We start from the raw sequence: 15,768 nt of genomic DNA, 5'->3' as shown, positions 1-15,768 counted from the left end.
TTGAAATCGCTATCAAATAGGATTGACAATAGCAAAAATTCATGTTAATTTCTAAGAGGGAAACCGGTTTCCTATTCTGTGCAGTTAGTCTTCTTCCTACACTTCTCTTAATCCTCTCGATCGACCTTCTTCACGCAGTTTTGCATTACCGTACAACAAGCACCACTCTTGCCAACCTTCATGAACCGACACAACACTTCAATGCATCTTAGATTATTCATACATAATGAAAATGTAAACGCTTTATTAAAAGGAGGAAGTTTATGTTACGCAAGATTTGGTTCTCATATTTTCTTATTTTCGCTCTATTGTTCGTGACGCTGGCTGTTAATCTCACAGTGACGAAGCCTGAGACTGTCCATGCGGCAAGTCTAGGTACAATTGACGAGAACGACACCATTTATCAAATTATGGTGGACCGGTTTCATGATGGAGATTCAACCAACAATGCAACAGGCAACGCCATTCGTTACGGAGAGACCTCTGAGGAAGACTTCCGCTACATGAAGGGAGGAGATTGGCAGGGCGTCATCGACAAGCTGTCCTATATTCATAACATGGGATATACAGCCATCTGGATTTCGCCGGTAGCTGAGCCTCAAATGACGAACAGGGAAAACAACGGAAGTGGTAGGAATACAGCTTACCATGGCTACAATGTGAAGGACCCGAACGCAGCTAACCCTTACTTCGGAACGAAGGAGAAGCTCAAGGAGCTGGTCGACAGTGCACATGCTCTTGGCATCAAAGTCATCATCGACGTTGTGCCAAATCACATTGGCGACTACATGCTCGGCACACAGGCTTATTACGATATACCTGCCTTGCAGCCGGCTGCTCCATTCAACAATCCTTCTTGGTACCATCATAATGGCGATATTGACTGGTCTCTAACTGATGGACGCTATGATGCTTGGGCACAAAATTACTTAGAGAATCATGATCTTAGTGGACTAGATGATATTGACTTCGATGTCCCCGCAGCTAAACAAGCTATATTCGACTCAATCAAAGGCTGGTTCGATTACACTGGTGCTGACGGAGCGCGTGTTGATGCGGCTAAGCTGATGCATCCTACAGATATTGGAGAGCTGCAGAATCTGTTAGGCGTGAATACCTTCGGAGAAAACTTTGATGGCAATGCGGAATTTGTTTCTCGCTGGGTTGGTCAGAACAAGGAATGGGGAATGCTCGATTTCCCACTGTTCTTCTCTGTATTGAACAGCTTCGCGTATGGTCAATCCTTTGAATCCAATGTGAAAAGCACGCTGGCGCAGGATTCCTATTACAACGGCAATGCCAATCATATGGTTACTTTCATTGACAACCATGACCGCAACCGCTTCCTCACAGAAGCAGGCGGCAGCGTTGAAAAGCTGCAAAATGCGCTAGCCTTTATCTTCACCGTTAGAGGCATGCCTGTTGTATTCCAAGGAACAGAGCAAAATAAAGGAAATGGCCATGGCTCTATTATTACTGGCGGTATCTCAGACACATGGAACCGCTGGTCGATGGTGAAGCGTGATGCGAACGGCAATGTGATTGAGAACTACTTCAACGAGAACACAAGCACATTCCAGTACGTGGCTAAGCTAAATCAAATTCGTAAAAATAATGAAGCGCTGCGCAAAGGTACTCAGCGTGAAATGTGGGCAGCTCAGAATCTATATGCGTTCTCTCGTCGCATTGATACAGGAGCGAAGCTTGGTGAAGAAGTAATCTCTGTATTCAGCAACGCTTCAAATGGTACCCAGACGGTTACTATTCCACTGCGTGCAGAAAGCTCACTTACAGTAGGAACAGTACTGACTAATCAATTGAACACCTCAGAGACTATTACAGTAGCTGCTGGTGGAGTGACTGGCAAGCAAATTACGGTGTCCGTAAGCGCTAATTCAGCTAAAATTTACGCGAAGCAAGTTACTGATTCGGTTGCCCCAAGTGTGCCAACTAACATCGCTGCAACGGTGCAGAATGGAGCTGTGCAAGTAAGCTGGACGGCATCAACTGACAATATTGGAGTAACAGGCTATGAAGTGTACCGAGATGGAGTGAAGATCGGCACTTCAGCATCCGCTACGTATATCGACAACACGTTTACGCCGGAAACCACCCACAGCTATACGGTGAAGGCTTATGATGCAGCAGCCAACTTGTCAGCTCTAAGCGCTGCCGCCATGGTGTTAACACCGACAGGCAATAGTGTAACAATCTACTACAAGCAGGGCTATACCTCACCGAAAATTCACTATCGTCCTGTAGGCGGTACTTGGACGACATCACCTGGTGTCTCAATGCCAGCTGCAGAAGTCTCCGGTTATAACAAAATAACGATTAATTTAGGTTCTGCTACTCAATTGGAGGCCGTCTTCAATAATGGCAGTGGAACCTGGGACAGCAATAATGGCAGCAACTATCTCTTCGGAACTGGGACATGGACGTATACACCGCCAGGAAGCATCACAGCAGGGGGACCTATTGTCGATACGACAGCGCCAAGCATCCCTCAGAATGTGACTGCAACAGCAGCGTCCTCTGTATCAGCAACGGTCGCATGGACGGCCTCTTCCGATAATATCGGAGTTACAGGCTATGAGGTCTATCGTAATGCGGTGAAAGTGGGCACAAGTGCTACGACTACCTACACGGATAATGGTCTATCGGCACAGACCTTATACACCTATACGGTCAAAGCCTATGATGCCAAAGGCAATCTATCCGATGCCAGTACGGCAGCTAGTGTAACTACGCCTGAAGCACCAGCAGGCAACAGTGTAACGATCTACTATAAACAAGGCTATACCTCTCCGAAAATCCACTATCGCCCAGTAGGCGGTACTTGGACGACTTCACCTGGTGTTTCGATACCAGCAGCAGAAGTCGCGGGCTATAACAAAATAACGATTAATATTGGAACGGCAACCCAGTTGGAAGCCTGCTTCAATAACGGCAGTGGAACATGGGACAGCAACAATGGCAGCAACTACTTATTCGGTACGGGCACATGGACATATACACCGACTGGTAACATTACAGCAGGTGGTCCCGTTCCTCCAATCGTCGATACGACAGCGCCAAGCATTCCCCAGAATGTGACGGCAACAGCAGCATCTTCCGTATCAGCAACGGTCGGATGGAGTGCGTCCACAGACAATATTGGAGTAACAGGCTATGAAATTTATCGAGGTGGCGTAAAGGTAGGCACAAGTACTACAACAACATTCACAGACAGCGGTCTATCGGCACAAACCACTTATACCTACACCGTTAAGGCCTATGATGCCAATGGTAATTTGTCGGATGCCAGCACGGCTGCAAGTGTAACAACACCTGAAGCGCCGTCAGGCAATAGTGTGACGATCTATTATAAGAACACAGCGTATGCCAATCCATATATCCACTACAAGCTGGATGGTTCGACTACATGGACGACATTGCCAGGAACTGCGTTAATAGCATCGACAACCTACCCAGGCTATTACTCGACAACGGTGCAGCTTGGAAGTGCGACGGGTCTAACTGCAGCGTTCAACAATGGTAATAACATTTGGGATAACAATGGAGGCAACAACTATCATCTCAACAGCGGAACATGGAGCTTAGTGAGTGGTGGAACTCCAAGCTCGGGTGAGCCGCAAGGGGATAGCGTTACTTTCCGAGTAACCGTTCCTTCCTCAACACCAGCTAGCGGACCCGTGTATTTAACTGGATCGTTCAATTCTTGGAATGCAGCCGATGCCAATTATTTTTTGACAAAGGGTACGGATGGCGTCTATTCCATTACATTAAGCCTGCCAGCTGGAACAGCTGTCCAGTATAAAGCAACTAGAGGCTCATGGGCATCGGTTGAGGTTAATGCCAATGCGAGTGACATAAGTAATCGGACGATAACTCCAGCCGGAGGACCTCAGACAGTAGCTGTTACAGTAGCCCGCTGGAAAGATCAATAAGTAAGTTTGGAAATAGGCTGTTGAATCGTTCATCATTCAACAGCCTATCGTTTCGATTACAGTGTTGAGAGGAGATACATTCATGAGGAGATTTAGACGATTGGCATGGGGAATAGCCGGGTTAATTGGCTTGGTATTCTTCGCGCAATCATCGATTCAGCCAGTCTCGGCAGAAATAGCCGCATCCCATGTCTATCACAATCACATGCCGAATTTCTGGCCTTATTATGATACAAGCAAATATGCTACTACCCCTATTGGTGGCCCTGTTCGTTACACATACGATGGCGATGTTATCGAACTTAAGAAAAGTCCGCCAGCAGGCTACCCTTATTTTTTGTCTAATGGAACAGCAATGCCGCATGATGACTTAGTATCCTATTATTCTCATCATGCTAAGGTTGGTGCGTATTTGAGCTGGCCGTGGAGTGTAGCGAATACGCTGAAGAACAATCATCCAAGCGCGCAAATGTCAGTAACGATGTCAGGCTCTGCCGTCAATAACGTAAACAACCTTACAGCGCTAGGGAATATAAGCTCATACAACAATCCTCTGTGGTATGAGAATTGGAAGACAGCCTACAACAATCTGAAAACGCCGAATGGAAACCGGACGCTTGATCTTATCCATTTCTCCGGTCATCATTCACTCGGGCCACTTGTAGGCAATGAATATTTGCTGAAGGATTTAATCTATCAAGGGACAACACTTGCCCAACCATATTTTCTAGGCAGCAGCTATAAATCTTCCAATGGGTTTTTCCCAACTGAGCTAGGCTTCTCTGAGAGAATCATCCCTGTACTTGAGAAGCTCGGCATTGAGTGGTCGGTTATCGGGAATAATCATTTCTCCAGAACGCTGCAGGATTATCCGCTGCTTGATAGCCCAGGAATGGATACTCTAATATCTCCTCCGAACCGTGCTGATCTTCAGAACGTCAGCACCGTCGGCTCATGGACGAGTAAACAAATGTTTAATGAGCAGCAGGTTGTGTATAACAAATATCCATTTGCTTCAACCCCACACTGGGTACGTTATGTAGACCCTAGCACTGGTGATGAGAGCAAAGTGGTAGGCATTCCGGTTGCTCAGGCTGAGTCGTGGGAAGAGGGCTACATGGGTCAAGTAACAGCAGATGCCCTTAAGCCATATGAAGGACTTGTGCCTCAGAAGCAATTTTTCGTAATTGCTCATGATGGAGACAACGCATCTGGCCGCGCAGGATCAGAAGAGACATGGCGCAATGCAGGTAATGTCACGTATTCCGATACTGGAGTTAAGGGCATCGGTATTGATGAATATTTGGTCAACAATACACCTGCTGCTAATGATGTTGTACACGTTCAGGATGGCTCATGGATTGATACGCGTGATTCCTCTTCCGACCCTACTTGGTATCACTGGCGTCTGCCGTTCGGCATTTGGAAGAGCCAGTTCGCAGACTTCAATCGTGTAACAGGACTTAACTTAGCACCTAAGAAAAATTTGTCTGGTATTGATGATGGAATGACAGTTTCCTTCGAATATGGCTATCATTATCTGGAGCGGAACTTCGCTCTACTTCAAGCATCCTTGAATTATGCCAAGACAGCTGAGCAAATATGGCTGGATGAGCATCCGAATTACTGGCAGCCTACGACAGCCATTGATCATGAAGTGACCTATGAGGGCAACCAGTTGAATCCATGGATGCTGTCCTATCCAGTCAAAGGCAATGCAGCTAATGACTATGCGGGCGGTGCCAATCCTGCTGAACTGGCTTGGTATTTCCTAATGCCTGCAATGGATTCAGGATTTGGCTACTATGATGAGAACGTGGATGACAGTGTCAAGCCAGCCTTGTCCCTTAACCAATCCTTGTTCTTCTCCAAGCCTTATGTCACTCAGAAGCTCACTCAAGATCGTACTGGCCCATCGATGTGGTGGCCGCAGCGCTATCCGTACAATCCAGGAAGCGCAAATACGAGCAAAGCAGAAGGCTGGACGCTGCAGCATTTCAACAACGTATTTGGTATTTATACGTATGCCTATGATGTTAGCGGCTTAACGGATATTAAAGTGAAAATCCGTACGCATACGGAGAAAAGAGCGACTGCATCCGATAACACGTTCAAAGTGTATGATCCGGAAGCTCTTCAAGCAGCTGGTGTACCGAATATTGATCCTAGCAAAGTAAGTGATTGGACAGAATATCCGATGAATGTTCGCGATCTGAGTACGGATATTAACGGTGTTGACTGGCAAGCAAGCAGCAAAGCGATGCTTCAAAAGGTGCCTGCTACTGAAATTGGTGATTTGTATTATTCTTATATTGGAGATTACCGTGATCAGTTGCTGGATTACTATATTGAGGCAACTGATTCTAAGGGCAACGTTACGCGCAGCGATATCCAACAGGTATACGTTGGTGCAGGTAAATATAATCTGGTGAATGGCAAGTATATTGAGAGCATGCAAGGTACAATCGAGGGTACGCACCCGTTTGTTACGGATCAGCCTATCGTTCCAGACGAAGAAGCACCTACAGTACCAACTAATCTGAGTGCTACTGTTGTTAATGCATCATCCGTACAATTATCTTGGACCGCTGCAACGGATAACAATCGTATTGCAGGCTATGAGGTGTACAGGGATGGAACGAAGGTGGGCACATCCACTTCTACTACGTATACAGATAGTGGGCTTGCGTCCGATACGGATTACACATACTCGGTGAAGGCCTATGATCCTTCGGGTAATTTATCAGCTATTAGTGCGATAGTGGCGATCAAGACACCTATCGGGAACAATGTAACGATCTATTATAAGCAGGGATATACAGCTCCGAAAATTCATTATCGACCTGCCGGCGGCGCATGGACGACTTCGCCAGGCGTAGCTATCCCTGTGTCTGAGGTTGCCGGCTACAACAAAATAACGATCAACATTGGTTCAGCAGTCCAGTTGGAGGCTGCATTCAATAATGGCAGCGGGATTTGGGACAGCAACAATGGCAGCAATTATTTGTTTAATGTCGGGACTTGGACTTACGTTCCGAGCGGCACCATTAATCCGGGCGCTCCTATCATTGATATTCAGGCACCTACTGTTCCAAGCAATGTGACGGCAACGGTATCGTCAACAGCTGGAGCTGCTCTCTCATGGACGGCATCCACCGATAATGTGGGTGTAACAGGTTATGAGATATATCGGGATGGTGTGAAGATTGGAACTACCGCATCAGTCTCTTATTCGGATTCCGGTCTGGCTCCAGAGACAAGCTACAGCTATACTATCAAGTCTTATGATGCAGCTGGCAATGTGTCTGAAGTAAGTACTGCGGTTAGCATTACGACTCCAGCTGGGAACAGTGTAACGATTTACTACAAGCAGGGTTATACTGCACCAAAAATACACTACCGCCCAGTAGGTGGCACATGGACGACATCTCCAGGTGTCTCTATCCCAGCAGCAGAAGTCGCTGGCTATAACAAAATAACGATTAATCTGGGAACAGCTACTCAGCTTGAAGCTGCATTCAATAATGGCAGTGGGACATGGGACAGTAATAGCGGCAGCAATTATTTGTTCGGGGTTGGCACATGGACGTATACACCAACTGGCAATATCACATCCGGAGCTCCTGTACCGACTATTGTTGATACGATAGCACCTAGTGTGCCAAGTAATGTGGCGGCAGCGGTATCGTCTGCATCAGGTGCATTGATTACATGGACGGCATCTACCGATAATGTTGGAGTAACAGGCTATGAAGTGTATCGTGGCGGTGTGAAGATTGGAACCACCTCAACACTTTCTTATGCGGATTCCAGCTTAGCAGCGCAAACGACTTACAACTACACCATTAAGGCGTATGATGCAGCTGGTAATTTGTCTGTTGCAAGCGCTGAGGCTAGCATCACGACACCAGCTGGGAACAGCGTGACGATTTATTACAAGCAGGGTTATACCACACCCAAAATACACTATCGGCCTGTAGGTGGTACATGGACGACATCACCAGGTGTCTCGATACCAGCTGCGGAAATCGCCGGCTATAACAAAATAACGATTAATCTGGGAACAGCAACGCAGCTAGAGGCTTGCTTCAATAATGGAAGCAGTACATGGGATAGCAATGGTGGAAGCAACTATTTATTCGGAGTAGGCACATGGACGTATACACCGACAGGAAGCATAACATCAGGAGCACCAGCAGCAGCAGTTGTTGATACGATAGCGCCAAGCACTCCTACGAATGTTGCAGCGACAGCAGCATCCTCAGTATCAACTACGATTACGTGGACGGGATCTACTGATAATATTGCGGTGACAGGCTATGAAATTTATCGCGATGGTGTGAAAGTAGGGACTACAGCTTCGACGACATACACAGACACAGGGCTATTGGCACAAACGGCTTATAGCTATACGATCAAAGCTTATGATGCGGCCAGCAACCTTTCTGCTACAAGCACAGCCGTAAGCGTGACAACTTCAGCAGCACCAGCAGGCAATAGTGTAACGATCTATTATAAGAACACGGCCTATACCAATAGCTATATTCATTATAAGCTGGATGGCTCGACCACATGGACAGCATTGCCAGGTGTTTCATTAACGGCCTCAACAACGCACCCAGGCTACAAGTCGATTACCATTGCGCTTGGAAGTGCAACAGGCCTAACAGCATCTTTCAATAATGGCAGCGGCATCTGGGACAATAATGGGGGGAACAACTTTCATTTCGACACAGGGACTTGGAGCTTGGCGAGTGGTGGCAGTGTAGCTTCGGGTGAGCCGCAAGCCGATAGTGTTACTTTCCAAGTTACTGTACCTGCTAATTCACCTACAAGCAGCTCTGTTTATTTGACGGGTTCCTTTAACTCATGGAATGCAGCTGATCCTGCTTATCAGCTTACGAAGGGTACGGATGGCGTATACAGTGTGAAGCTTAATCTTAGTGCGGGTACGACAGTCACTTACAAAGTAACTAGAGGAGCGTGGACATCTGTTGAAGTGAATTCGAATGGCAGCGACATCAGCAATCGTTCAGTGACGCCAGCGGGGGGCGCACAGACGGTGCAGCTATCGGTTGCACGCTGGAAGGATTTGTAGAAGCAGGATTACTAGTATTGCAGATTGATTAATAGTCCACCAATAATATAGAGGCTATCCGCCAGGGTACAGTATTCCTGGAAGGATAGCCTCTATCATTACTTGGATTTGGGAATAGCTTGCTTATTGGATGAATCACGTATAATCAGCTGTGGTTTTAGCTGAAGACTTCGGTTCGGCTGATTCACATTCCGTATTCGTTCCATTAACATTTGGCCAGCAGCTGCGCCTAGCTCGAACGTATTGATGTTAAGGCAGGTTAGAGGAGGGGTGGTATAGGCTGATAATGGGTAGTCATCAAAAGCCGCAATGCCTAGCTTACTGGGTACATGTATATCCAATTGATTAGCAGCCCTAAGAACACCAGAGGCCGTATAATTACTCATACATACGATCGCGTCGGGCGGTTCAGCAGCTTGTAACAATGGATAGGCTAGTTGATAGCCCTGGGCTTCGTTAGCTACACCGTTCGCAATCCATTCAGATCGTATGTCCAGTCCTGCCTGCTGGAGTGAGCGCGCATATCCGTTGTATCGATTGGTGAACAGCTTCTCTGCATGCTGACCACCTACAAAAGCAATTTTAGAGTAGCCTTGTTGGAGCAAGTGTTCCGTCAGCATATAACCGCCTAGTTCATTGTCGAAGTCGACCCAGCTCGCCTGCGATTGGAATTCACCAATGGAGATAAAAGGAAACCGCAGCTCGTTGAGCTTGTCAGCCATTTCAGACGTCAGGACAGAGTTATTGGCAATAAGACCGTCTACGCGTTTGTTCAGGACAAGTCGATTAATTAAGGATTGATCAGAATCAGATAACTGCACATTGGAAATCGTAAGCTCGTATTTCATCGTACTAATAACGTTCTCTATCCCGCCAATTATATTGTAGAAGAAATGGTTCATGAACTCGCTCTCCTTGGACATGTCAATCAATAGTCCGACATTAGAGCTGCTCTGCTTAGCAAGCTGTGTGGCAATGCTGCTCGGCGTATAGTTCATTTGCTTGATAATCTCCCACACTCTCTGCTTCGTTTCCCAGGATATTTTGGGAGAATCATTCAGTACCTTGGAAACGGTTGACTTTGCTACGTTGGCTGCTTTGGCAATATCTTGAATCGTGACCTTCATTTTGTTCCTCCCTCATTAGGAAACCGGTTTCCCTCGCCAAAAAAAGAACTATCTATATGGATGAATCTCTTAACAATAGTAATAATATACCATATTATATAGACCTTATGCAGCTAGCAATTTGAATTTAATAGAATGATGAATAGTTGTACAACGATAAAAACCCGCCTAATGGTCCATAATGGACGATAGACGGGTCTCGATGGGTTCACATAGGTTAAGACTGAGGCTTAGGAGGCTTCACACGTTTGGGTCGGAAGCGAGGTGCAACATAATTGCGTTTTCTGTCCCGGAAAAAAATCCATCCGCCGATGAAGCTCACCCCCGCACCGAACATCACGAGACCGAGCAGGAACGTGAGCCACTGAAAGTCGGGTACGACTGCGTCATTGCCAAATTCAGAGAAATAATGGAATAAGGCATTTTTCATTTTCAAGAAGCCGAGGCATGCTAATATACCGGGTATAACGAGAAATAACACGGCGACTAAACGGGCGATGATCAATCTCATGAACAAAAAGTCTCCTTATTAATCATTATAAACATTTGTTAATATGATACCTTTTTCTACCTCAAGTGTCTATTTAGGAAATTTAACGATGTATTTGAGTTTGAAAAAAGGTACAATGGAACAATAGCATTAGTGTTGAAAATGCATGTTGGAGGTAATGTAATATGGCAATACAAGTAGACGTAGCCGTGCTTGGCGGAGGTCCCGGTGGTTACACGGCAGCTATTCGTGCCGCTCAGCTAGGCAAAAGCGTAGCTATTATAGAATCGGACAAGCTTGGTGGAACTTGCTTGCATCAGGGCTGCATTCCTAGCAAGTCGCTCCTGCGAAGTGCAGAGGTATATGCGACATTGCTCGAAGCAGATACATATGGGATTATGGCAACCGATATTTCGCTCGATTTCAATAAAGTGCAAGGCCGTAAGGAAAAGACAGTCGATCAGCTCTATCGCGGCTTGCAATATCTAATGAAGAAGCATGGTATTCAAATTATTCAGGGCAGAGGCCGTGTGATCGGCCCATCTATTTTCTCTCCACGCAGCGGTTCCTTGGCGGTTGAGCTGCCTGATGGCGAGATGGAATCTGTCGTATCGAAGAATCTCATCCTAGCAACAGGTTCGAGACCACGCTCCTTACCGGGGCTTAAGCCAGATGGGGTACATATTCTGACTAGTGATGAAGCATTAAGGCTTGAAGCACTCCCAGCATCCATGCTTATTATTGGTGGTGGGGTTATTGGTGTGGAGTGGGCTTCTATGCTTCAGGATTTCGGAGTGGAAGTGACGCTGGTGGAAGCGGGAGCTAGACTATTGCCTGGAGAGGATGCAGAGGTATCCGCCGAGCTTACGAGAATATTGAAGCGCCGCGGGGTTCGCGTCCTGACAGGCATTCAATTGAACACGGACAGCTATTCAGCTGCAGATGCAGGAGTATCGATATCGGGAGCCTCTGCTGAAGGTGATGTTGTACTGCAGGCGAGCAAGCTGTTGATCTCTGTAGGCCGTGAACCCAACACAGCAGGAATCGGGCTGGAGAATACAGACGTTCGAACCAAAAATGAATATATTGTTGTGAATGAGCATGGACAAACAAGCGAGCCGCATATTTATGCAATCGGCGACGTTATCGGCGGCGTTCAGCTTGCGCATGCTGCTTCACATGAAGGAATCATGGCAGCGGAGCATATCGCAGGAATCAAGAAGCCAGCGATTGATCCGAATCTAATTCCACGCTGCATCTATTCTCGTCCGGAGATCGCTTCTTATGGACTAACAGAGGACGGAGCCCGTACGAAAGGGCATGATATCAAAATCGGCAAAATACCTTTCCAAGCCATTGGCAAAGCTATCGTATTAGGTGAGACGGACGGATTCGTCAAGGTCATTGCTGATCGTAAAACAGGTGATATTCTTGGTGTTCATATGATCGGAGCGCATGCGACAGATTTGATCTCTGAAGCATCGCTTGCTGGTGTATTGGATGCTACGCCGTGGGAAGTTGGAGAAATGATTCACCCGCATCCGACCTTATCAGAAGCGCTAGGCGAGGCTATGCTTGCTGTAGATGACAAGTCACTTGCATTCTAATTCAATCATGAAGAAGAGACATCGATTTCTAGGTGTTTTCTTTTTCATTGAAATGCGGTTATAATATATAATATCAAGTCTTAGTACCAGGTTTTAATAGTAGGTTAAAGGAGGCAAAACCTCATGACCAAATTCAGTTCAACGGATCAAACATTTCTGCATACAGAATTAGGACTTTCCAACGAACAAGCGATTGAGATGTATGCGACCATGTTATTGGCGAGAAAATTTGATGAACGAAATTTATTGTTACAGCGTGCAGGTAAAATCAATTTTCACGTATCAGGGGTAGGACAAGAAGTGGCACAAGTAGCCGCTGCATTCGCCTTGGATCGGGAGAATGATTATTATCTGCCTTATTATCGTGATTATGGGTTTGTTCTTGCTGTCGGTATGACGGTGAAGGAGCTTATGCTGTCTGTATTCGCTAAGGCTGAGGATCCGAACAGCGGTGGTCGTCAAATGCCAGGACATTTCGGCAGCAAGCGTCTACGTATTGTAACGGGCTCTAGCCCTGTAACGACGCAGGTTCCACATGCCGTAGGCATCGCACTTGCCGCGAAGATGAAGAAGAAGCCGATTGTCAGCTTCGTTACCTTCGGTGAGGGCTCAAGCAATCAAGGAGACTTCCACGAGGGCTGTAACTTTGCTGGCGTGCATAAGCTGCCGGTTATTCTGATGTGCGAGAACAATCAATACGCGATATCCGTACCCGTCCACAAGCAGTTAGCTGGACGAGTTGCCGATAGAGCACTAGGCTATGGCTTCCCTGGCTTGCAAGTGGATGGCAACGATGCACTTGAGGTGTTCAGGGTAGTGAAGGAAGCCCGTGAGCGTGCAATTGCCGGTGAAGGGCCGACACTTATTGAAGCGATGATGTATCGTATTTCACCGCACTCTACCTCTGACAATGATCTGGCTTACCGGACGAAGGAAGAAGTGGATGCGAATCGTGAGAAGGACGGCATCCCTAAATATAAGCAGTATCTGGTTGACTGCGGATTATGGAATGATGAGCTCGATGCTGAGCTGCAAGCGTCAATCCGCAAGACGATTGATGAAGCGACTGAATATGGGGATAAAGCTCCATTCCCTGAGCCCGAGTCCATATTATTGCATGTCTATGCGGACGATGCGCAGCAAGGGAGTGGAAACTAATGGCGGTTATAGAATATATTGATGCCATTCGCCTCGCCATGAAGGAAGAGATGGAGCGCGATGAGGATGTATTCGTGCTTGGTGAAGACGTTGGCGTTAAGGGTGGCGTTTTTACAACAACTAAGGGTCTCTTGGAGCAATTCGGCGAGCATCGTGCAATGGATACTCCACTAGCAGAATCAGCGATTGCTGGTGTAGCCATTGGCGCTGCTATGTACGGGATGAAGCCAATCGCAGAGATGCAATATTCGGATTTCATGTTCCCTGCAACGAACCAGATCATAAGCGAGGCTGCCAAAATTCGCTATCGATCTAACAATGACTGGACTTGTCCTATTGTTATTCGAGCTCCTATTGGCGGAGGCATATTCGGAGGGCTGTATCATTCCCAATGTCCGGAATCTGTGTTTTTCGGCACGCCAGGACTTAAGATTGTGGCTCCTTACAGAGCGTATGATGCAAAGGGACTGCTTAAGGCAGCGGTGCGTGACCCTGATCCGGTCCTATTCTTCGAGAACAAGAAATGTTATAAGCTCGTGACTGGCGAAGTGCCAGACGATGATTATATCGTTCCAATCGGCCAAGCCAATGTGCTTCGCGAAGGGGATGATATAACCGTTATCGGTTATAGCGCGCCGCTGCTGTTCGTCGAGCAGGCGGCAGCTGAGCTTGCACAAGAAGGGATTAGTGCTCACATTCTGGATCTGCGTACACTGCAGCCGCTCGATAAAGAGGCGATATTGGAAGCTGTACGCAAAACAGGTAAAGTACTGATCATTCATGAAGATAACAAAACAGGCGGCATCGGAGCCGAGGTATCAGCGATTATTGCGGAAGAGCTGCTCTATGAGCTGGATGCTCCAATTCAACGTCTCTGTGGACCTGATGTTCCGGCGATGCCAATTAATCCGCCAGGCGAGAAATTCTTCTTGCTTAATAAAGAAAAAGTGAAAGAAGCTATGCGCGAATTGGCTCTATACTAAGAGCCAATTAACCAAGAGCTGGTTGGGAGATGGATAATATGAAGTCGGTGAAGGAGATCGTGATTCCGCAGCTCGCGGAGTCACTAGTATCAGCGACAATAGATAAATGGCTCAAGCAGCCAGGAGACCATATTGATCTGTATGAGCCGATCTGTGAGCTTATTACGGATAAGGTCAGTGCGGAGCTGCCCTCTACGATAACAGGAACACTAGTGGAAATATTAGTTCCAAATGGTGAGACAGTACCTGTCGGTACCCCGGTATGTCTGATTGAAACGGAAGTAGATAACGCGGAGCCGGTACAAGCTGCACCTGCTGCTTCTATCGCAGGAGCTGGACAGGCAGGCGGAGATACTGCGGATGAAAGTACGGCCATGCGCAATCGCTTCTCGCCAGCAGTACAGCAGCTAGCCGCTGAGCATGGCGTTAAGCTTACAGACGTTACTGGTACTGGCAACGGTGGACGTATTACACGTAAGGATGTTCTAGCATACGTAGCAGCAGGTACGCAAAGCTCGGCAGCCAAGTCGGAGATTAGCCAGGATGTGTCTAGAGCTGAAGTGCGTTCATCAGGTCTGCACCTGACGGAGACACCACGTTTACCTACCATTACGGCCTATAATTCTCCATCACCTGGAGGACGCGGCGAGGATTATATTGAAGTTACGCCGATTAGGAGCGCGATTGCGCGCAACATGAAGCAGAGCGTTACAGAAATTCCTCATGGCTGGATGATGATTGAAGTAGATGTCACGAATCTCGTACAGCTGCGCAATAAAATGAAGGATGAGTTCATGAAGCGTGAAGGCGTGAATTTAACTTATTTGGCATTCGTACTGAAAGCCGTAGTCAACGCTATTAAAGATTTCCCTATTATTAATTCGATGTGGGCAGTTGACAAAATCATCGTGAAACGCGATATTAATATTTCACTTGCGGTAGGGACTGAGGAATCGGTAGCTACACCTGTTATTAAAAACGCCGATCATAAAACCATATCTGGACTAGCGAAGGAAATTGATGATCTGGCGCGTCGTGGACGTGAAGGCAAGCTGACTTTGTCAGATATGCAGGGCGGTACCTTTACGGTCAATAATACAGGCTCCTTCGGTTCCATTATTACGAACCCGATCATTAATTATCCGCAAGCTGCTATTCTTACGTTCGAGTCGATTGTGAAGCGCCCGGTTGTCATTAATGATATGCTTGCGATTCGTTCGATGGCGAATATGTGTTTCTCGTTAGATCATCGTATATTGGATGGCATTATTTGCGGCCGTTTCCTTCAGCGTGTGAAGGATAATCTAGAGAGCTTCAACAGCGATACGAAATTGTATTAGAAATGGGGTACCGTC

Annotated in this window: 8 protein-coding genes; 6 read left to right on the top strand and 2 right to left on the bottom strand. The window is 46.9% G+C overall.

The annotated features are described in order from the left end of the window. The first annotated feature begins 263 nt into the window (after nt 1-263). Nucleotides 264-3,950 (top strand): carbohydrate binding domain-containing protein, encoded by a 3,687-nt coding sequence (locus AC6ESP_RS06185; RefSeq protein WP_497095813.1) that lies wholly within the window; start codon nt 264-266, stop codon nt 3,948-3,950. An 82-nt stretch (nt 3,951-4,032) separates the two neighbouring features. Beyond that, on the top strand, nt 4,033-9,048 hold the full coding sequence (locus AC6ESP_RS06180; protein WP_497095812.1) for a carbohydrate binding domain-containing protein: 5,016 nt from the start codon (nt 4,033-4,035) through the stop codon (nt 9,046-9,048). A gap of 98 nt (nt 9,049-9,146) precedes the next feature. Here AC6ESP_RS06180 and AC6ESP_RS06175 read toward each other — a convergent pair whose 3' ends face one another. Both AC6ESP_RS06175 and AC6ESP_RS06170 read right to left on the bottom strand, forming a co-directional pair. Next, on the bottom strand, nt 9,147-10,175 hold the full coding sequence (locus tag AC6ESP_RS06175; RefSeq protein WP_497095811.1) for a LacI family DNA-binding transcriptional regulator: 1,029 nt from the start codon (nt 10,173-10,175) through the stop codon (nt 9,147-9,149). Nucleotides 10,176-10,392: 217 nt separating this feature from the next. Next, nucleotides 10,393-10,686: a DUF2627 domain-containing protein gene (locus AC6ESP_RS06170; protein WP_497095810.1), complete on the bottom strand. Its 294-nt coding sequence runs from the start codon at nt 10,684-10,686 to the stop codon at nt 10,393-10,395. A 164-nt stretch (nt 10,687-10,850) separates the two neighbouring features. Between AC6ESP_RS06170 and lpdA the strand changes: the two genes are divergently transcribed. The 4 genes from lpdA to AC6ESP_RS06150 all read left to right on the top strand — a co-directional run bounded on the left by lpdA (nt 10,851) and on the right by AC6ESP_RS06150 (nt 15,753). Then, a complete protein-coding gene (gene lpdA, locus AC6ESP_RS06165; RefSeq protein WP_497095809.1) occupies nt 10,851-12,272 on the top strand; it encodes a dihydrolipoyl dehydrogenase in 1,422 nt (473 codons plus the stop codon). 123 nt (nt 12,273-12,395) lie between these two features. After that, on the top strand, nt 12,396-13,430 hold the full coding sequence (locus AC6ESP_RS06160) for a thiamine pyrophosphate-dependent dehydrogenase E1 component subunit alpha (RefSeq protein WP_497095808.1): 1,035 nt from the start codon (nt 12,396-12,398) through the stop codon (nt 13,428-13,430). Continuing rightward, nucleotides 13,430-14,413, top strand: a complete 984-nt coding sequence (locus AC6ESP_RS06155; protein ID WP_497095807.1) for an alpha-ketoacid dehydrogenase subunit beta — start codon at nt 13,430-13,432, stop codon at nt 14,411-14,413. The genes AC6ESP_RS06160 and AC6ESP_RS06155 overlap by 1 nt, the downstream gene beginning before the upstream one ends. A 29-nt stretch (nt 14,414-14,442) precedes the next feature. Further along, nucleotides 14,443-15,753: a dihydrolipoamide acetyltransferase family protein gene (locus AC6ESP_RS06150; RefSeq protein WP_497095806.1), complete on the top strand. Its 1,311-nt coding sequence runs from the start codon at nt 14,443-14,445 to the stop codon at nt 15,751-15,753. The last annotated feature ends 15 nt before the right edge of the window (nt 15,754-15,768 follow it).

Source organism: Paenibacillus xinjiangensis, assembly GCF_059686975.1.
This window is presented reverse-complemented; position numbering and strand designations above follow the sequence as displayed.

Excerpts from the sequence above, each read along its gene's own strand:
- lpdA (WP_497095809.1), top strand. The coding sequence starts at position 10,851 with ATGGCAATACAAGTAGACGTAGCCGTGCTTGGCGGAGGTCCCGGTGGT.
- AC6ESP_RS06175 (WP_497095811.1), bottom strand. The coding sequence starts at position 10,175 with ATGAAGGTCACGATTCAAGATATTGCCAAAGCAGCCAACGTAGCAAAG.
- AC6ESP_RS06185 (WP_497095813.1), top strand. The coding sequence starts at position 264 with ATGTTACGCAAGATTTGGTTCTCATATTTTCTTATTTTCGCTCTATTG.
- AC6ESP_RS06180 (WP_497095812.1), top strand. The coding sequence starts at position 4,033 with ATGAGGAGATTTAGACGATTGGCATGGGGAATAGCCGGGTTAATTGGC.
- AC6ESP_RS06170 (WP_497095810.1), bottom strand. The coding sequence starts at position 10,686 with ATGAGATTGATCATCGCCCGTTTAGTCGCCGTGTTATTTCTCGTTATA.
- AC6ESP_RS06160 (WP_497095808.1), top strand. The coding sequence starts at position 12,396 with ATGACCAAATTCAGTTCAACGGATCAAACATTTCTGCATACAGAATTA.
- AC6ESP_RS06155 (WP_497095807.1), top strand. The coding sequence starts at position 13,430 with ATGGCGGTTATAGAATATATTGATGCCATTCGCCTCGCCATGAAGGAA.
- AC6ESP_RS06150 (WP_497095806.1), top strand. The coding sequence starts at position 14,443 with ATGGATAATATGAAGTCGGTGAAGGAGATCGTGATTCCGCAGCTCGCG.